The following is an 18,448-nucleotide window of genomic DNA, read 5'->3' as shown; positions in this document are numbered from 1 at the left end:
TTCTCCCACTTACAATGAATCATGATCTTCAAACATTATAACAAATCACTCTTTAAAAATTTATGGAGACTTTTTCACCGGCAAAATCTCTTCCTATTAAGGAATTTTTTCCCTATCCGGGCAAATTTCAACCTCTTTTTAAAAAAATAGTGACAAACAAAAGCACCCGGCCGCTGATACAGCCGGGTGCTGTTTGTTGATCATTGGGTTGCGGACCGGGCATCTTCTTTTTCGACGACCAATTTCCCGTCTTTCACATCGATGACCACCGAATTTCCGCGTGCGACATTGCCGCGCAACAACTCTTCGGACAAACGGTCTTCGATGTTTTTCTGGATGGCCCGGCGCAACGGGCGGGCGCCGTAGCTCGGGTCAAATCCTTCTTTCGCCAAGTACCGTTTGGCTTCATCCGTCAACCGGAATTCGATTCCCTGTTCGGACAGGCGTTTGCGCAATTGGTTCACCATCAGGGAAACGATCTCTTCCAGATGCTCTTCTTTCAAAGGATGGAAGACGATCACGTCGTCGATCCGGTTCAAAAATTCGGGACGGAACGTTTTCTTCAGCTCTTCCATGACATTTTGCTTCATGTGTTCATAGTCATCTTCCGATTGATTGCCGCCAACGTTAAATCCGAGGCGTGACGTTTTCTTGATGGTGGATGCCCCCACGTTGGAAGTCATGATGATGATGGTGTTGCGGAAATCCACCACCCGGCCTTTTCCGTCCGTCAACCGGCCGTCTTCCAGCACTTGCAACAGGATGTTGAACACTTCCGGGTGAGCTTTTTCGATTTCGTCAAACAGGACGACCGAATAGGGTTTCCGGCGGACTTTTTCCGTTAATTGTCCTCCTTCTTCATATCCCACGTATCCCGGCGGCGAACCGACAAGGCGGCTCGTCGCATGTTTTTCCATATACTCGGACATGTCAATCCGGGTCATCGCATCTTCGTCACCAAACATGGCTTCTGCCAAAGCCCGGGCCAATTCGGTTTTTCCGACTCCGGTCGGTCCCAGGAAGATGAAGGAACCGATCGGCCGCTTCGGATCTTTCAATCCGGCACGGGCCCGGCGGATGGCACGGGAAACGGAACGGACCGCTTCCTCTTGGCCGATGACGCGGTTATGCAGGATGGACTCCATATTCAACAAGCGTTCTGATTCTTCTTCCGCCAACTTCTTCACGGGAATTCCCGTCCAGCTCGAAACGACATCGGCAATATCTTCGGCAGTGACTTCGGAATCGGTTTTTCCTTGGTGTTGTTTCCAGGAATTCCGGTTGATCTCGATTTCCTCGCGCAGTTTTTGCTCCGTATCCCTCAAAGAAGCCGCTTTTTCAAATTCCTGGCTTTGCACGGCCGCGTCTTTTTCTTTTTTCACTTCTTCCAGCTTTTGTTCCAGTTTTTTCAGTTCCGGCGGCATCATGTAAGATTTCAACCGCACTTTGGATGCCGCTTCGTCGATCAGGTCAATCGCTTTATCCGGCAAATACCGGTCCGAAATATAGCGGTCGGATAATCTCACCGCTTGTTCAATCGCTTCATCGGTGATTTTCACCCGGTGATGGGCTTCATAGCGATCCCGCAATCCTTTCAGGATCAACACCGCTTCCTCAGTGCTCGGCTCTTCCACCAAAATCGGTTGGAAACGGCGCTCCAAAGCAGCATCTTTCTCGATGTATTTCCGGTATTCATCCAAGGTTGTCGCACCGATGCATTGCAATTCCCCGCGGGCCAGCGCCGGTTTCAGGATATTGGATGCGTCAATCGCGCCTTCGGCACCTCCCGCCCCGATCAATGTGTGCAACTCATCGATAAACAAGATGATGTTTCCGGCTTGGCGGATTTCATCCATGATTTTTTTCAACCGGTCTTCAAACTCACCGCGATATTTCGTTCCGGCCACCACAGTTCCCATATCCAGGGTCATGACCCGCTTGTTGCGCAAAGTTTCCGGAATTTCCCCGTCCACAATGCGCTGGGCCAAACCTTCGGCAACCGCCGTTTTTCCGACTCCCGGCTCTCCGATCAAAACCGGGTTGTTTTTAGTCCGGCGGGACAACACTTGAATCACCCGTTCAATCTCTTTGCTGCGTCCGATCACCGGATCCAGGTTGCCATCATGCGCAGCGGCCGTCAAGTCGCGGGCCAAGCCGTCCAATGTGGGCGTGTTGACCTGATGATGGGGGCTGGAGTGGTTGGAAAAGGTTTCGCTGTTTCCCAAGAGTTGCAAAACTTGCTGGCGGGCTTTGTTCAAGCTCACACCCAGATTGTTGAGAACGCGGGCCGCCACGCCTTCCCCCTCGCGAATCAAACCGAGAAGAATGTGCTCGGTGCCGACATAGGTGTGCCCCAACTTGCGGGCTTCATCCATGGACAATTCGATCACTTTTTTCGCCCGTGGCGTATAAGCAATATTTATGGGTTGACCCTGTCCCCGTCCAATCAAATTCTCAACTTCTTTTTGGATTTTTTCCAATCCCAGGCCCAAACCGATCAAAGCCTTGGCTGCAATCCCTTCCCCTTCGCGGACCAATCCAAGCAAAACATGTTCCGTTCCGATGTTGGTATGTCCCAGACGCACGGCTTCTTCCTGAGCAAGGGCGAGAACTTTTTGCGCCCGTTCTGTAAAACGTCCAAACATCATAATCCCTCACACCTCACTTATGCATGGATTTGTCAGGACTTCTGTTCCATGGCCAAACGTTCGCGAATCAACCGGGCCCGGCGGATGTCCCTTTGTTCGGCATTCAACCGTTCCCCGGCATACTGTTGCAAAAATCCGGGTTGAATCATTACCATCAATTCATTCATGACACTGGCCGAAACGCCACGGATAAATCCCAAATCAATTCCCAACCGGACATCGGAGAGAAGGCTCATCGCTTCTTTGGAATCAATGATGCGGCAATGGGCCAAAGTGCCGTATGAGCGATGGACACGGTCTTCCAGCTGAATCAAAGAAACCTCCTGGAGCCGTCCGCGGGCCGTATGTTCATGTTCAATCATTTGCCGGACTACCCCTTGCAGGTTTTCCAAAATCTCATTCTCATCCAACCCCAACGTTACTTGGTTGGACACCTGGTACAATTGCCCCAAAGCCTCACTGCCTTCGCCGTAAATTCCGCGGACCGCAAGCCCGACTTGCGTGATCGCCGGCAACAGCCGGTTTAACTGCTGGGTCATGGCCAACGCCGGCAAGTGAAGCATCACCGAAGCCCGGATTCCCGTACCAACATTGGTCGGGCAACTGGTCAAATAGCCGCACTTTTCATCAAAGGCAAAATTCAAGTGGCTTTCCAACCAATCATCAATCTCATTGGCCAGTTCCCAGGCTTGCTTCATTTGCAATCCGGGGAATAACACCTGGATACGGATGTGATCTTCTTCATTGATCATAATGCTGACAGATTCATCCTTATTGAGCAAAACGGCGCCATGCCGCGATTCTTCCGCCAACATCGGACTGATCAAATGCTTCTCGACCAACACGCTTTTTTCCAAATCGGACAGGTCCTTCATGCGGATCAATTCAGCACCTGCCAGGAAGGAATACTTCGACTGATCTTGTTTCAATGCCTGCTCGACTTTGCGAATCACTTCTTCCGCCTGGGATGCGGTACTCAGCATGGGAAACGGAAATCCGTCCAAATTCCTTGCGACCCTGATCCGGCTGGAGAATACCACATCGGACAGAGGACCTTTCACCCGCATCCATTCACTGATGGCATGGTTCATGAAATGTTCGAGTGACATGGTGTTTCCTCCCTATTTCTTGAGTCGATCCTGTAATTCTCGGATTTGGTCACGCAAACGGGCCGCTTCTTCAAACTCTTCCGCCTGAACTTTCTGCGCCAATTGTTCACGCAGCTGTTCCAATTGTCTCTGCAGTTTTAATTCACCTTTGGCACGGGACGGGATTTTCCCGTTATGCGATGTATGGCCGTGTATCCTTCTCAACAAAGGTTCCAAACGGTCTTGGAACGTATGATAACAATCACCGCATCCAAAGCGACCGACTTTGCTGAATTGATTATAAGTCAACCCACATGTGGGACAGCGGAGCAAATTCGTTTCATATCCTTCATGTCCGCCGGAAGAAGAAGAATCAAAGTTCAACAGCCCGGATAAGAGCTGATGGAAAGAAAACCCGTTGTCAAAGCCGGGCATGTGTTCTCCTTTTTCCTGTGCACAAACTTCACATAAATGAAACTCGGACTTTTCGCCGTTGACAATCTTGGTGTAGTGAATCGTTGCCGGCCGTTTACCACACTCGGGACAGAGCATCGGCCGTCACTCTCCTTTGCTGGTTAATAATGTGGTCAGTAAAACTTTCATCATCCTTGCCCTTACCGGATCCCGGAGCGGAATCGGCAACTGCAAGGTTTCGCGGGAAATCAACCGCTTCATGAGCAACCCTTCCCGCTTTGTCATCAAATCTTCTTCCATCAATCTGAAAATCACATGTTCCGCCGTCATCTGGGTGACGGCATCCCCGATATATGACAACATTTCGTCAAAAATTTCGTGACGATTCTTATAACGTACTTTCTGGATACGGATAAATCCTCCTCCCCCTCTTTTGCTTTCCACGATGTACCCTTTTTCCACCGTGAAGCGGGTACTGATCACATAATTGATCTGAGAGGGGACACATTGGAAAATATCCGCCAATTCACTGCGCTTGATCTCAATCACGCCGTCTTCGCTTTCATTGATTATTTTTTTTAAATAGCGTTCAATTATGTCCGAAATACTACTCATTCGGACAACCTCCTGCTGACCTTGACTAACTTTGACCTTCTGATATTCATTATAAGAAAAAAACTGCCATTTGCCAAGTCCCTTGCGTTCATTTTCAGTATTGACCAATCTTTACCTTGACATGTACCGTTTGTTTTTAATCCGCACGAACCGATTTGACCCCGTCAAGCTGACGGACTTCCTCCACCAATTGGGGAATGGGGACGTTTTCATGGATGCGGATGGTGAAAGTGATCTCCAACAGACGTCCCTCATCCTCTTCTTCCTGTTCCTCCATGTGCACCCGCCGGATTTTTCCGCCAAACCGTCCGATCAGCGAAGCCAGCTCGCCCAGTTTGCCAGGTTCATCCTCGACAATGATGTGAAGCAGGCAAAGGCGTTTCTTTTTGATCCACATACTTTCCAACCGGTTTAAAAGCTCCAGGCTTACCAGAACCAAAATGGTGGTCAGGATGGCGCCGAAGATAAACCCGGTTCCGACCGCCAGCCCGATTCCCGAGACCACCCACAAAGAAGCCGCCGTCGTCAATCCCGTCACGGAAGCACGGTGGCGCATGATCGTTCCCGCTCCCAAAAAACCGATTCCACTCACCACCTGTGCACTTAACCGGGAAGGATCAAACCGGACATTCTGTTCCGCCATATAATCCTTAAAACCATAGATGGAAATCAACATAATCAAAGCCGAACCCACACTGACCAAAATATGTGTGCGAAAGCCTGCAGGATGGTTATGCCGTTCACGTTCCCAACCGACCAACCCTCCCAAAAGTGCCGCCATAAACAAACGAACCGCCACTTCCAGGTAAGAAACCATCCATACACTTTCTCCCATTTTTCACCCTCTTTTCTTTCGTGGTATCTCCCGGAACAAAAAGAGATTTCCTTCCTTTTGACTTCATTTTTCCCCGACTTGAAAATCAAAAGGTTGGAAACCTCATCCATCACTTTCACCTGTTCATTTTTTTAATGCTTCAACCACTTGCTTCAGTTCCGGAAAAGAATGAATGATTGCATCGGCTTCGTCCAATTCATTTTCTTGACCAAAACAGGGATATCCGGTATAACGGCATCCAACCGCAAACAGTTGATTCTCCTTGCCGGCTTTGATGTCTGAACTGCGATCCCCGACCATCCAACCGTCCGTCACCCCGTGATCATTTTTTAAAATGCGGACAAGATCCGATTTATCAGCCGTTTGATACTCTCCTGCTGTATAAATTCCCTTAAACAGAGAAATTAATCCTTTTGTTTCCAAAGCCGTGCGCACGTAATCACCGGCTCCGTTGCTGGCCACAAACAACGGCCATCCGTCTTCATAAAACTGCATCAATGTTTCCATGACCCCGGGAAAAATCTCCCCTTTCCCCTTCCGGAACAATTCCAGCTCTTTTTGCAGCATGAACCGATCCGCTTCTTCTTTGACAGCACGGTCAGCCCCCGGCAGCAAAACCTCCCACAATTCCTGATGCGTCAGTCCGAAAACGGATTGGATTTTTTCCTCATCGGGAATGTCTCCTTGAAACTTGCCCGTCGTCTGTAAATGGCGAAAAGTTTCTTGAAATGCGGGAACGGCCACTTTTTCGGTTTGAAATAATGTTCCATCCAAGTCAAAGATGATTGCTCTCATGATTCCCCTTCTTTCCAGTGATGTTCTTTTCATTTTACAAGATCGCAAAAAGGATGTTCGACAGTTTGTTCATTTTTTTTCATTTATTTTCGTGTAAAGTAAATTTTGAAATGGATTTTGGAGTGATCCCGTTGACTTATAAACAAATCAAATGGCTCATTTTGACGATCCCCACGATCGCGGTGGGGCTCTGGGAATATATCCGTCATAAATACCTGTTGCCTTATATCTCCATGGAATTGGGCAACTGGCTCACCCCTCTGATCGTTTTGGGGGTCACCTTAACCCTGCTGGTGCATTTATTTATGATTTATGAAGAAATCCAAGAAGCTTTAAAAAAAGAGCGGGAAGAAAATGCCGTTTTACAGGAACGGGAACGAATCGCCCGCGAATTGCATGACGGCATGGCCCAAACGTTGTTTTTGTGTTCGGTGGAATTGGAATCCCTGCGGGAAAAACACCCCGATCCTTCATTAAACCGGGTTCATCAACACTTGCAACAATTGCACGATGATGTCCGGCAAGCGATCGCCAGTTTAAAAAATCCGGAACCCCCCGCTCCTTTTCTTTTAAAGGATAAATTGATGCATTTGTTCCGCGAATTTGAAATCGATACCGGGATCCGCGTATCCGCCCGTTTTGACATGGAAACCGGCTCCCTTTCCGCCAAAGAAAAAGTGGAACTGTATGCCTGTATACAGGAAGCCCTGACCAACATCCGGAAACATGCGCAGGCCACTCAGGTCCAAGTCTCTTTCAAACCGTTCCGCCAAGGATGGCGATGCACGGTGGAAGACAACGGAATCGGGTTTGAAGGCGATGTGTTTTCCCACCCGGACCGATACGGGATGCGCATCATGCAAGAGCGGGTGAAAAGCATCGGCGCCGGACTTCAATTGACGCGACAGGACGGAAAAACCTTTCTGACCATCCAAAAAGGGAGGGAAAACGAGTGAATCCCCTTTATCGCATTGTCATCGGAGATGATCATGAACACGCGCGCCAAGCCATGCGTTTGATTATAGAGAGAGATCCCCGGTTTCAAATCGTGGGCGAAGCGGCTGACGGAAAGGAAGTAATCGAACTCGCCGAATCCACCCGCCCCGATCTTATCTTAATGGATATCAACATGCCAAAGGTCAACGGCCTTGCCGCCACCCGCATCATCAAAGAACAATTCCCGTCCGTCAAAATCGTCATCGTCACGGTTTCCGATGATGCTTCTGATCTGTTTGACGCTTTAAAACAGGGTGCTCAGGGATATCTGTTAAAAAACCTGAAGCCTTCCTTGTGGCTGGAATATTTGCAAGCTGTTGCCGCAGACGAAACTCCCATGCCCAAAGAAATTGCCCGCCGGATTTTGCATGAATTTCATACAACCCCCGTCCCTTGCAAACAATCCAATCTGACCCAACGGGAACAAGAAATCTTAACATGGGTGGCCCAAGGTTACAGCAATAAAGAAATCGCACGCCGGTGCCTGATATCGGAATACACCGTCAAAAACCATCTGAAAAATATTATGCAGAAGCTCCACTTGAATAATCGTGTCCAACTGACCCGCTATGCCTATGAACAAGGATGGATGGAAGGGAACAATCTGGGAGAGAATAGCTCCAAAGAGGGATAGTCATTCCTGCCGCTTTTGCTACAATGAGCATGATACAGACCGGAAGCTACGGAAGGAGTCCGCCATGATGAAGCGTTATTGGTTCTTTTTTCATTTGGTTCTTTTTATCCTTGTTGCCGCCGGATGCGGGCAGTTAAAACCCGAAACCAAGGAGCCGCACAACCAGCCAACTCCGGCCCGGTTGGATATCACTTTCCAATCGTCACCGGACCACCCCGGAAAAAATCAGCCGGTTGAGTTCAGTTCCGTGATAACAGCCGAAAACAAACCGTTTCCGAATGCCAATGTTGAATTTGAAGTCTGGCAACAAGGGAAAGAACACCAAACGATCAAAGCATCCCATCAGGCCGATGGAAAATACACCGCGGTACAGAAATTCCCTGAGGACGGGGAGTATCATGTGGTGGTCCATGTCACCGCCCCCGGCATCCACCAGATGATCAGTGGTTCGTTTACCGTCGGATCTGCCCAAAATGACTCCCACGCACACCATGATTCCGGGGTGCACATGCATCTGGAGCTACCGGACCCCGTCCAAGCCGGGCAAACCATTGAAGCATCGGCACACGTCGGGCTGGATCAAAAAGCTTTAAGCGGTGCCAATGTCCGGTTGGAGGTCTGGAAACAAGGCAACGGACAACATGAGTTTATCGAGACCTCTGAAAAGAAACCCGGCGAGTATGCTGCCACCTTGTCCTTTCCGGAAAAAGGAACGTATCATGTGAAATTGCATGTGGAAAAAGACAAGATTCACGATCACCAGGAAAAAACCGTAACCGTGCAGTAATTAAAAAAGGAGCCCGGATCCGGAGGCCCCTTTTTTTTACATCAATCCCATTTGTCCGATTTGATACATCATGAAGCCGATAAATACGGCCAGCCCCACGTAGACGGTTCCGTAAATCAACCGCAACTTTGGAGGCACGCTGTAATACTTCTCATCCTGTTTAATGCCTCCCACGCGAAGAGGCGTATAAACCCCTTTTATCTTCATTTTCACTTCCGGATCTTCCGGAGAAGGAGGAATCGTCTGCACCAACGTCATCTCGTGGATTTGCCCCATCATCTCAAACTGCAGGATCGTCCCGAGGCCGGGATAACCCACTTCCGCCATTTCCCGCTGGTCTTGGATGAAACAATATTGGCGAAACGGCAAGGAACGTTGGTGATATTCACCCGGAATCCACAACCCGGCTTCATCAAAACGACCCTTTTTCACCCTGGCTTCAATCACAAACTCTCTTTTTTTCGGCTTTTTCTTCCGGTAAGCCCCCCATAAATCAATCAAAAACATAATGTAAATAATTAACAGCAAAATACTTCTCAAATAAACGATCAAAAAAAGCCCCACAATCAAACCGACCACCCACAGCCAACGGGTAATCGCCACGACAATCCTTCCGCCATCCAAGGGATGAATGGGGATCAGGTTAAACAAATTTAAAAACAAGCCGATATAGGCGATGGCAATCAACAGATCCTGATCGAGCCAAATGCCCAAGCTGTAGGAGGCAACCGCCCCCAACGTGCCCACAAGGGGACCGCCCAAGGCGATAAAGGCTTCCGTCGCCGCATCGCTCGGCTGCTTTTTCATGGTGATCAACGCACCCACAAACGGAATGAAGGCCGGTGCCGACACAGGCAATCCCTTGAGCTTTGCCGCCCAGACATGTCCCATTTCATGGATGAAAATCATCACAACCAAACCGATGGCAAATTGATAAGGAAAAAGCAGCGCATATCCCCCGACAGAAATCGCCATGGTGATCAACGTGCCGCCGAACTTTCCAAATTTCAACAGGGGTAAGATCGCTTTCAACTTGGTTCCGATGCTGACCAAAAAAAGTCCGAGCCAACCCAAATTTCTGCGATTTTTCTGATTTGACTGTTCCTGCTCCACTCACAGAGCCTCCTTAACCCGTCTTAACTATATCTTTCACCGGCTGAAACCGGTCTCATTCCCATATCTTTAAGCAGATAAAACAATTCCCCTTACAATATACCATGAAACCCGTTCATCAAACAGTCTCGACATTGACAGCATTGTATACAATTTTGCCGCATTCCCCGGGACAGCCCATAAAAAAGGCTGCTGACCTTCCGGGGGTGTCAACAGCCTTTTGGGTGTGTCATCTTTTTTCAACCTGAATATCCAAAGGCAAAGGATCTTTCTCGATTTTATCCAGTTGCATCTCCAATTTCGGGGTCCGGACGATGATCGGAACGCCGGCTTTTTCATCATCCCCTCCAACCGCCCAAACGACCGCGCTGATCACGGCGACCAACAGGATGAACGAAATCAAGAGTTTACTTATTGGCTTCTTCATCTTCCGGTTTTGCCTCCTTATTTTGTGGTGTGGCCTGCATTTGTTGGGCTTTTTTGATCGCATCCTGATACAAAGCCTGGTTCGGATCCAACTGGTATGCGCGTTCAAAAGCTTTCAGCGCTCCTTCTTTGTCTCCCAGCCCCATGCAGGTGATTCCCAGTTGATAGTGGTAGAGAGGATTTTTCGGATCATATTTGGCGGCTTTTTCCGCTGTCTGATTGGCGGAGATGAAATATCCATACAAATAATAAGCCATGGAACGGTAATATTGCGCTCTCGGATATTTGGATTCTTCATCCACTGCGTCATTGAAAGCCCGGAAAGCGGATTTGGAGTAGTTGGCGAGTTCTTTTTTCTTCTCTTCGGCGCTCATGTTTTTGTCTTGATAAATTTGTTCCCATTTTTTCAAATAAAGGACACCCAGCGTCACATAATATTCTTCTTTTTTGCTGCTGGCCAATTTGGCCGCTTTTTTGGCTTGTTCGATCGCTTCATCAATTTTTCCCTGCTTGAAGAGATAAACCGCCAGGTCATGTTGGTAACGTGCATTTTTCTTTTTCAAATAGGTGGCAAACTTCAGGGATTGGACCGCTTGATCATAATCCCCCATGGCCCCGTAAATTTTTCCTTGATGGTAGTAAACTTCCGCTTCTTCGCTGGTCAGGGAAACCGCCTGATCCGATGCTTCCTTGGCCAGTTCATAATCCTTCAGATAGTAAGCGTACACCGACAAGGCATCTTGTAACTCATAATCTTTCGGGAATTTATCCGTTGCCGCTTTCAAAATCTGCAATCCGGTTTGATAATCTTCTTTCAATCCGTATAAGTTCGCCAAATGCAAGAAATACTCTTTTTGTTCCAAATCGGCGCTCAACGCCTTGCGGCCCAGGAGAATGGCCTGATCCAATTGCTTTTGGTCATAAGCTTGTGTCGATTGGCGGAAGTAATTGAAAGCTTCTTGCGGATTTTCTTCCACAGTCGGATCAATCACCCCGGCCAACGTTTCCCGGGTGTTGTCGCCAAACATCTGGATCACCACAAAAGCCAACACAACGGCGGCTGCCACCAATCCGAACCGCTTCCATCCTTTCCGGCTTTTGACCGGGTCTTTTTTCTCTTTCTTGGCGCTTTTCGCCTTTTCCTTTTGATCGGATGGAGCCGGCTTTTTTACTTTCTCCTCCGCCGGTTTTTCCTCCCGGTCATCCACAACCGATTTTTCATCCAAGGCTTTTGGTTTTTTCTCTTCATATTGATAAGCCCATTTCCAGAAATCATGGATGCGCGGACGTTTGATGGCGTCATTGGATAATGACCGCAACAACAGCCCTTCCAATTGCAACGGCAAATCCGACCGGGAAGAACGGATGGAATCGATCTGCGTGGTTTTGTCGTCAATCCGCTCTTTGGTCAGCATCAAATAGAGCAACTGACCCAATTTCTTCACATCTTCGGTCTCTTGGCGGTAGTGACCAAACAAGCGGTTGGGCCCCCCGTACAAAAAGCGGAGATGGCCGTCCGATTGCAGCACCATGTTTTGCGGGTCGATCAGGGCAAATTGCTCATCATCATAACACTGTAACAGATGGCTGGTGATGTTTTTCAACAAATTGGCCACTTCCGCCATGGGAAGAGGAGCGGAGCGCATCAAATAAACTCCCAGCAAGTCCCCCTCCATGCGCTCAAACACCTGATACAGGGTCCCGTCTTCGATGAACACATCCTGAACCGGAAAAAACACTTCGCTGTTTCGCTTTTTTAACTCTTCCAACTCATGCTCTTCCGGCTGGCTTTTCAGCTTTACTGCATGAATAAACCGGGTGGTGCCTTCTTCCGCCTCTTTTTTTACGGACGTAAAATACAAAACCCCTTCCACAAACGGAAATACACTTAAAACTTCATAACTTCCCCGAATTCGTTCACCTTTCTGTTTAAACTCACTCATTTTTCTCCTCCAACCTTTTTTCTAAACGTTCTGCCATCCAATCCAGGAAGTCGGCAATCTCTTCGATATGAGGCCGTTTATGGATATCAAAAGAGATCGATCGCTGCACAAATTCATCCAGTTCAGCCGGGCAGTCTCGACGGTACTGAGAAACAGAGGGAATCGTGAGTCCTTGTGCCGTGGGATTCTTTCCAGTCAACATCTGATATAACAATGCGCCAACGGTATACGTATCATAAATCCGGTCCGCGCTGGTGTTTCCTGAAACAGATCCTGCGAATCCTTTGGGCAATTCTCCTTTATTTCCCCCATATAAAAACCGCAAAGACCGGCCTGATGTCAGCACCATATTTTGCGGATGGACAAGTGTGAACTGGCCTATTTCATAAAGCCGGAGTAAATGCTGTATGACTTTGCGGCCTAAATTTACGGTTTCTTTCAAAGACAATGGTGCATGCGTTCCCAGATAATGCGCCAGAAGCGTTCCTTCCAAGCGCCGGAAAACCTGGAAAAGCAACCCCTTGGTTTCATCGGCAAAAACCTCACGGATTGGGAAAAACACATGTTCATCCCGGTGAAGAAGTGACTTCGGATCAAAATCAGCATTCACCAAATGAAGGTCAAGGGCATGAACAAAGCGGGTATGTACCTCATCCTGACCACAATGATATTCCGTATAGTATAAGGTGCCAATCACAAAAGGAAATCCTTTTAATACTCGGTATCTTTCTTGAATCCATTCACCCTCTTGCACTTTCCTCAATCATCCATTCCCTCCTTCCCTCCGATCCGTGCTGCTTGCCCATCTGCCATGCACTCGAATTATTTTCTACGCTTCATTCTATCATGATTATGGAAAAGAGAGTAGAACCTTGACGGATGGATTGCCTGATCCGTCCAAACGTTCAAATTTCTTTCACCGAAAAAATTTTCCTGTGTTAAAATAAATGAAAAGAAAGGAGAACCGCATGAACAAGCAAGCCGTTTTTGGCTGGGTGATGTATGACTGGGCCAACTCAGCTTATGCCACGATCATTATGACCACCGTGATGCCGATTTTTTACTCGGAAGAGGCCGGAAAAAACCTGGCTCCCTCCGCCTCCACCGCCTATTGGGGATACACACAGTCCATTTCCCTCATCCTGGTGGTGCTCATCACACCGGTTCTCGGAGCCATTGCGGACAGCATGCACAATAAAAAAAGTTTCCTTGCCTTTTTTACTGGTCTGGGTATCTCATCCACTCTGTGCATGTTCACGATCGATGAAGGGGAATGGTTGTGGGCATCGGTCACGGTGATTCTGGGAACCGTTGCTTTTTCCGGAGCCAACATCTTTTATGACGCCTTTTTAAACGATATTGCCCCGGAACACGAGCGGGACCGCATTTCTTCACGCGGATATGCATTGGGTTATCTTGGCGGGGGCCTCTTGCTTGCTTTGAATTTATTTCTGATCCAATTTCACAATATTTTTTCTTTTACAAGAACTTTTGCCACACAGGTCTCCTTTTTAACCGTGGCCGTCTGGTGGTGGGTTTTCTCCATCCCGATGTTTCGTCATGTTCATGAAAAAAAGCAACCTTCCCCTCCCATCTCCGTCTTCCGCTTGACTCAAAAAGGCATCCGTTCCGTCACCGGCACCTTCAGAAGCATGAGGAAATACCCGGAACTCCTGAAATTTCTGATCGCTTTTTGGTTTTACAGCGACGGGATCAACACCATCATCAAAATGGCAACCATTTATGGTGTGGAAATCGGCATTCATCAGACCGATCTCATCATCGCTTTGCTCTTGACGCAATTCGTCGGGATCCCCTGCACGTTCCTTTTCGGGAAACTGGCCGTCCGCCGGGGTTCCAAACCCACATTGATCTTCACTTTGGCTGTTTACCTCGTCATTGTCATCTTCGGTTATTTTATGCAAACGGCTTTGCACTTTTATCTCCTGGCGATCATGGTCGGAGGGGTGCAGGGAGGAAGCCAGGCGTTGAGCCGGGCCATATTCAGCCGGCTGATTCCACGGGGGCGGCAGGCGGAATTTTTCAGTTTGTACAGTTTGTCCGGCAAATTTGCCTCCATTTTCGGGCCGGCGGTGTTTGGTCTGACGGGGCAATGGATGGGATCGGGCCGGGCTGGCATTGCCTCGTTAATCCTTTTCTTCATCATCGGGATTGCATTGCTTTTCACCGTCAATGAAGAAAAAGGCCGGGCCGAATCTGCACGGGATCCCTCCTTCACTGAATAACAACATTTATTCCATTGACGAAGTAATTTTATTTTAATAGCATAGGACTTAGTCTGATAGGAGGTTGGGTTCAATGAGGATTGTCCCATTCCTTTTGGCATCTGCCTTATCTTTCAGCCTGTTAACAGGTTGTGAAACTTCCACCGGTGCAGATCCGGCCCCGGAAGATCCCATCGATCTTTCAGAGGCACAACCTGCACAGGAAACCTATGAAGAAATTCCGTTTACGTTGATCAATTGGAAAGAAGGCGAACCCGAACGGCAACCGCATGGAGGCGTATGGGTGTATACGAAGGAAAAGCATCCCGCCATGTTTGAGGATACCCTTGATTGGGACAAAAAAGACATGCTGTTGGTTCAAATCAAAGACGAATCCTACATGGGAAAAGGGTTGAAAATCAAGGCCCTGCAAAAAATCCGGCCCAATGTGACCCGCATTCTGGTTGAATTTGATGAGGAAGGCGGAAAAGACGGAAAAGCTCCCCGGCGCTATGCGGAAATTCCGAAAGGTTCCGTCGGCCCGCAAAACCAATTCGTCATTCAGACCGTCGATGGAAAAACGCTCCAATAACGAGGCTGAAAAATCCATTCCCTGGCATCCGTCCCCACGGAATGGATTTTTTTATGCCCTTTCCCACAAAAAAAGCTTGGTTTCCCAAGCTTCATTGTTTCATGAAAGATAAAATAAGTGCTCTTGTCATGAATCCCGTTTTCTGTCTGTTTATTATGTACAAAAGATGCCAACCGGTCAGCCGATCGCCAGCTTTTTCATCCGCTCTTGTTTTTGCAAAACTTCTTCTTCCGTCAAGTTGGACTTCCGCTCAATGTTCAATTCTCCCAGCAATTTTCCCGCTGTGGAGTCAATCACCGAGATATGGATGATTCCATCACTGTCATACTCAAAAATAACCTCAAGGGGAGCACCTTTGGGGTATTTCGGCAAGTCGATCATGCCTTCCCCCACGATTTTTACATAATCCAGATCCATGTCTTCCCCTTCCGTCACTTGCAAATGCAATTGGGCCTGTTGGTCAACGGTGGTTTCGTAATGGCCGCTCACTTTGCTGGGGATCACGGTGTCTTTTTTGAGTACGATGGAGTTAAATTCTTGCCCGGATTCATCCAGCGCCACAACGCCCATGCTGTGGGAATTGACATCCTGCACTTCAACCACCGGGAAAGACTGGCTGAGTGAGAGGTCGGCATTTCCTTCCTTAATTTGCAGGATCGCGCCTTGGATGGCAGCTCCCAAAGCCACCACTTCATCCGGATTGACATCCAATGACGGCTTGATTCCCGTGACACGCTCGATCATGGCAGGAACTTGTTTCATCCGGGTCGAGCCGCCGACCAATAGGACTTTGTCAATGTCTTTCCATTCAATGTTTGCGTCTTCCAAAACGAATTCCATGATTTTTTGGGTCCGGTTCAGGAGAGGAGCGGTTAATTTATCAAAAATCTCTCTTGTCAAGGTGATGGATGCGTTGATTCCGTTGGCAGACAGGAATACATTGGTGCGGTCACGGACAGAAAGGGTTTTCTTGGCAATTTCCGCTTTATCACGCAAGTCCTGTTCCAGCATGGGGTCTTCCAGCAAATCGATGCCACCTTGCTTTTGAAACTCTTCATTCAGGTAGTTCATCACCACATTGTCCCAGTCAAAACCGCCGAGGTTTTTGGCACCCCCGGTGGACAACACCCTCAACCCGCTTGGAGACAAGTGCATGATGGTCACATCAAAGGTACCGCCACCCAAATCATAAACCAGAATGTTTTGCTCCATATGCATCTTGTCCAATCCGTATGCCAGTGCCGCCGCGGTGGGTTCGTTAATGATGCGGAGAACATTGAGACCTGCAATTCTTCCCGCGTCTTGCGTCGCTTTCCGTTGTGCATCGTCAAAATAAGCGGGGACGGTGATGACGGCATCTTCCACTTTTTCCCCCAGCAGGGTTTCCGCATCTTCTTTCAGGCGCCGGAGAATCATCGCCGAAATTTCTTCGGGGGTAAAGTCTTCGTTTTGTTCCGTGGTGAATTTCCATGCTTTGTCGCCAATCTGTCTTTTTACAAATTGAACAACATTGAAAGGACTTGCAACAGCAGAACGTTTCGCAATACTGCCCACAACCACATCCGAACCATCAAAGAGAACGACAGAAGGAGTAATCCGTTCCCCTTCCCGGTTTACCATTATTTCCGGTTTCCCGTATTTATTTACAACAGAGATCGCCGAATAGGTTGTTCCCAGGTCGATCCCAACGACTCTTCCCATCTTTTTTCACTCCTTCGATCACTTATAACCCATGGTTTACGGGAAAGCTCCCATATACTACCCTCTTTCACGCAAAATGGCAAAATCTATGTAGTGTAAAAAACGGTTGGCAAAAAAACGCGACTCCCACCCCGCTCCCCAAATGTTCATGAAAAGGGTTCAATGATGAAAGATTAGCCAACATCATGGCTAATCCTCGTTTGTTGTCATATTCCGTTCAATCAGGGATTATATTTTTTTATCACCACTTCTTCAGGTCTGAGAACCACGTCTCCATATCTAAAGCCATGGCGGATCATATGAACAACCATATTATCTTCTGCAGGGTTATTGGTGGGAATCACTTCAACCACTTGTTGAATTTTGGGATCAAATTTATTGGACGGGGCAACAATCAATTCAACGCCGCGACGGTACAAAATTTCCAGCACTTCATGGCTCAAGGTTTGCAGAATGTCAATTAATTCGGGATTTTGTCCCCCGACATCCAGCTGATCATTATAAATGTTGTTCATCCGGTCAATCAGCAGAATCAAATCAATGTAAAGCGGACGGAGTTGTTGAAGTTCCTGGTCCTGCTTCAACTCTTCCATCTCTTTGTAAAGCCGGTCAAACGCCATTTCTTTCGTTTTGTCATAACTGAGCCGGTTGGTAACCACATTCAACAGCGATGTGAAATTTTGTTGCAATGCACTGAGCATGTTCAAAACTTGCTGTTGGGAACGAGATTCGCTTTTGCTTTCTTTGATCGGACTCGGAGTCACGTTTTCTTTCTTTGTCAATCCAAAACGCGCTTCAGGAAATGAAAGTTGGTTACCCTGTTCTAAGAATCTATGGTTCTCTTTCCTGGAACCCATAGCTTAACCTCCCTGGTGTACACTATTTTCATTTTCTGTGATATATATCAAGGCCAACTATCCATCATTCTCTGTATATTGAATGATTTGCCTCTTTTTGTAAACTGAACGGAACAGTACTGCTCCTACCATTTTACTAATAACCTCATTCATGTCGCAAGTGGATGAATTCAAAAAGAATATCAATTATTCACATCAAAAAATGTTTTTCTCGCCGGACCAACGAAAATGAAGTAAATCACGTGGTAATGCCGGAGAATATTGCAAAACTTGATAGATTTCATGATATCATGATGCAACCTAGGGCAATTATAGACGTTTTGAAGTTTTTATACAAGGCGATTTTTATAAACTATTCCAAGATATTCCCGTTTCCTTTCATTTCTGAAGTTTTTTGGTCCGGCAAAACGCCATGGCTGAATTTCCCCATACAACTTCGCAGTTGTCCCTGAAAACTCCTTCTTCAAAGAAAAATGCCCGTTCAGGGCATCCGGGTGATGACGAGATTGGTCTTTTTTTTGTCAGTTTGTTGAAGACATTCGGTATAACACATCCGGCAATAATACTTGCCATTGAATTGAAAAAATTGAATGTATAAGGACTTTGCGCCGCATTTGGCACAGGTGCATTTATCCACGTGCTCCCAACCTCCCTTTTCCAAGCTGCCAAGGTTGTCTATATTTTTCAACATCCAGGCAAAATTTACCTTTTTATTCCGGATATTTATTGATATTTTCTTTTTTTGGAAGATCGGGGTTATTTTTTCACAAGTTATCCAC

General features: G+C 47.6%; 17 protein-coding genes. 5 read left to right on the top strand and 12 right to left on the bottom strand.

All coding sequences use genetic code 11. The features are described from left to right. Nucleotides 1-200: 200 nt before the first annotated feature. The 6 genes from H1R82_RS11565 to H1R82_RS11540 form a co-directional block, all read right to left on the bottom strand. Nucleotides 201-2,648 carry an ATP-dependent Clp protease ATP-binding subunit gene (locus H1R82_RS11565; RefSeq protein WP_220215040.1) on the bottom strand — a complete coding sequence of 816 codons (2,448 nt, stop codon included), beginning with the start codon at nt 2,646-2,648 and terminating at the stop codon, nt 201-203. A gap of 32 nt (nt 2,649-2,680) precedes the next feature. Further along, a complete protein-coding gene (gene mcsB / locus H1R82_RS11560) occupies nt 2,681-3,757 on the bottom strand; it encodes a protein-arginine kinase McsB (RefSeq protein ID WP_181732390.1) in 1,077 nt (358 codons plus the stop codon). A gap of 12 nt (nt 3,758-3,769) precedes the next feature. Further along, nucleotides 3,770-4,288 (bottom strand): protein-arginine kinase activator protein McsA, encoded by a 519-nt coding sequence (gene mcsA / locus H1R82_RS11555; RefSeq protein WP_181732389.1) that lies wholly within the window; start codon nt 4,286-4,288, stop codon nt 3,770-3,772. A gap of 6 nt (nt 4,289-4,294) precedes the next feature. Further along, nucleotides 4,295-4,765: a CtsR family transcriptional regulator gene (locus H1R82_RS11550; protein WP_181732388.1), complete on the bottom strand. Its 471-nt coding sequence runs from the start codon at nt 4,763-4,765 to the stop codon at nt 4,295-4,297. Between the two features lie 136 nt (nt 4,766-4,901). After that, entirely contained in the window at nt 4,902-5,600 is a 699-nt protein-coding gene (locus tag H1R82_RS11545) for an MgtC/SapB family protein (protein WP_181732387.1), read from the bottom strand. 123 nt (nt 5,601-5,723) lie between these two features. Continuing rightward, on the bottom strand, nt 5,724-6,395 hold the full coding sequence (locus tag H1R82_RS11540) for an HAD hydrolase-like protein (protein WP_181732386.1): 672 nt from the start codon (nt 6,393-6,395) through the stop codon (nt 5,724-5,726). 131 nt (nt 6,396-6,526) lie between these two features. Between H1R82_RS11540 and H1R82_RS11535 the strand changes: the two genes are divergently transcribed. The 3 genes from H1R82_RS11535 to H1R82_RS11525 all read left to right on the top strand — a co-directional run bounded on the left by H1R82_RS11535 (nt 6,527) and on the right by H1R82_RS11525 (nt 8,812). Further along, nucleotides 6,527-7,351: a sensor histidine kinase gene (locus H1R82_RS11535; protein ID WP_181732385.1), complete on the top strand. Its 825-nt coding sequence runs from the start codon at nt 6,527-6,529 to the stop codon at nt 7,349-7,351. After that, nucleotides 7,348-8,025: a response regulator gene (locus H1R82_RS11530; protein ID WP_181732384.1), complete on the top strand. Its 678-nt coding sequence runs from the start codon at nt 7,348-7,350 to the stop codon at nt 8,023-8,025. The genes H1R82_RS11535 and H1R82_RS11530 overlap by 4 nt, the downstream gene beginning before the upstream one ends. Before the next feature lie 67 nt (nt 8,026-8,092). Continuing rightward, a complete protein-coding gene (locus H1R82_RS11525; RefSeq protein ID WP_181732383.1) occupies nt 8,093-8,812 on the top strand; it encodes a FixH family protein in 720 nt (239 codons plus the stop codon). A 36-nt stretch (nt 8,813-8,848) separates the two neighbouring features. Here H1R82_RS11525 and H1R82_RS11520 read toward each other — a convergent pair whose 3' ends face one another. From H1R82_RS11520 to H1R82_RS11505, 4 genes are all read right to left on the bottom strand, one after another. Beyond that, nucleotides 8,849-9,925: a site-2 protease family protein gene (locus H1R82_RS11520; protein ID WP_181732382.1), complete on the bottom strand. Its 1,077-nt coding sequence runs from the start codon at nt 9,923-9,925 to the stop codon at nt 8,849-8,851. Nucleotides 9,926-10,154: 229 nt separating this feature from the next. Next, nucleotides 10,155-10,352, bottom strand: a complete 198-nt coding sequence (locus tag H1R82_RS11515; RefSeq protein ID WP_181732381.1) for a hypothetical protein — start codon at nt 10,350-10,352, stop codon at nt 10,155-10,157. Beyond that, nucleotides 10,333-12,294: a tetratricopeptide repeat protein gene (locus H1R82_RS11510; protein WP_181732380.1), complete on the bottom strand. Its 1,962-nt coding sequence runs from the start codon at nt 12,292-12,294 to the stop codon at nt 10,333-10,335. Before H1R82_RS11510 ends, H1R82_RS11515 begins: the two co-directional genes overlap by 20 nt. Further along, the gene (locus tag H1R82_RS11505; RefSeq protein WP_181732379.1) at nt 12,287-13,057 is read right to left on the bottom strand and encodes a protein kinase family protein; all 771 of its coding nucleotides are present in this window, start codon (nt 13,055-13,057) and stop codon (nt 12,287-12,289) included. Before H1R82_RS11505 ends, H1R82_RS11510 begins: the two co-directional genes overlap by 8 nt. 205 nt (nt 13,058-13,262) lie before the next feature. Between H1R82_RS11505 and H1R82_RS11500 the strand changes: the two genes are divergently transcribed. Together H1R82_RS11500 and H1R82_RS11495 are read left to right on the top strand one after the other, a co-directional pair. Further along, on the top strand, nt 13,263-14,540 hold the full coding sequence (locus H1R82_RS11500) for an MFS transporter (RefSeq protein WP_181732378.1): 1,278 nt from the start codon (nt 13,263-13,265) through the stop codon (nt 14,538-14,540). Between the two features lie 73 nt (nt 14,541-14,613). After that, on the top strand, nt 14,614-15,111 hold the full coding sequence (locus H1R82_RS11495) for a hypothetical protein (RefSeq protein ID WP_181732377.1): 498 nt from the start codon (nt 14,614-14,616) through the stop codon (nt 15,109-15,111). Between the two features lie 177 nt (nt 15,112-15,288). Here the strand turns inward: H1R82_RS11495 and H1R82_RS11490 are convergent, their stop codons facing one another. Next, complete coding sequence (locus H1R82_RS11490; RefSeq protein WP_181732376.1) at nt 15,289-16,812, bottom strand: Hsp70 family protein; 1,524 nt, start codon at nt 16,810-16,812, stop codon at nt 15,289-15,291. 221 nt (nt 16,813-17,033) lie between these two features. Further along, nucleotides 17,034-17,669 (bottom strand): nucleotide exchange factor GrpE, encoded by a 636-nt coding sequence (locus H1R82_RS11485; protein WP_181732375.1) that lies wholly within the window; start codon nt 17,667-17,669, stop codon nt 17,034-17,036. Between the last annotated feature and the right edge of the window lie 779 nt (nt 17,670-18,448).

The sequence above is a fragment of the Thermoactinomyces intermedius genome (assembly GCF_013912365.1).
In the GTDB taxonomy this organism is placed as follows: domain Bacteria; phylum Bacillota; class Bacilli; order Thermoactinomycetales; family Thermoactinomycetaceae; genus Thermoactinomyces; species Thermoactinomyces intermedius.
Note: the sequence above shows the minus strand (reverse complement) of the source record. Positions and strands in the feature narration are given on the sequence as shown.

Excerpts from the sequence above, each read along its gene's own strand:
- H1R82_RS11565 (WP_220215040.1), bottom strand. The coding sequence starts at position 2,648 with ATGATGTTTGGACGTTTTACAGAACGGGCGCAAAAAGTTCTCGCCCTT.
- mcsB (WP_181732390.1), bottom strand. The coding sequence starts at position 3,757 with ATGTCACTCGAACATTTCATGAACCATGCCATCAGTGAATGGATGCGG.
- mcsA (WP_181732389.1), bottom strand. The coding sequence starts at position 4,288 with ATGCTCTGTCCCGAGTGTGGTAAACGGCCGGCAACGATTCACTACACC.
- H1R82_RS11550 (WP_181732388.1), bottom strand. The coding sequence starts at position 4,765 with ATGAGTAGTATTTCGGACATAATTGAACGCTATTTAAAAAAAATAATC.
- H1R82_RS11545 (WP_181732387.1), bottom strand. The coding sequence starts at position 5,600 with ATGGGAGAAAGTGTATGGATGGTTTCTTACCTGGAAGTGGCGGTTCGT.
- H1R82_RS11540 (WP_181732386.1), bottom strand. The coding sequence starts at position 6,395 with ATGAGAGCAATCATCTTTGACTTGGATGGAACATTATTTCAAACCGAA.
- H1R82_RS11525 (WP_181732383.1), top strand. The coding sequence starts at position 8,093 with ATGAAGCGTTATTGGTTCTTTTTTCATTTGGTTCTTTTTATCCTTGTT.
- H1R82_RS11515 (WP_181732381.1), bottom strand. The coding sequence starts at position 10,352 with ATGAAGAAGCCAATAAGTAAACTCTTGATTTCGTTCATCCTGTTGGTC.
- H1R82_RS11510 (WP_181732380.1), bottom strand. The coding sequence starts at position 12,294 with ATGAGTGAGTTTAAACAGAAAGGTGAACGAATTCGGGGAAGTTATGAA.
- H1R82_RS11500 (WP_181732378.1), top strand. The coding sequence starts at position 13,263 with ATGAACAAGCAAGCCGTTTTTGGCTGGGTGATGTATGACTGGGCCAAC.
- H1R82_RS11495 (WP_181732377.1), top strand. The coding sequence starts at position 14,614 with ATGAGGATTGTCCCATTCCTTTTGGCATCTGCCTTATCTTTCAGCCTG.
- H1R82_RS11490 (WP_181732376.1), bottom strand. The coding sequence starts at position 16,812 with ATGGGAAGAGTCGTTGGGATCGACCTGGGAACAACCTATTCGGCGATC.
- H1R82_RS11485 (WP_181732375.1), bottom strand. The coding sequence starts at position 17,669 with ATGGGTTCCAGGAAAGAGAACCATAGATTCTTAGAACAGGGTAACCAA.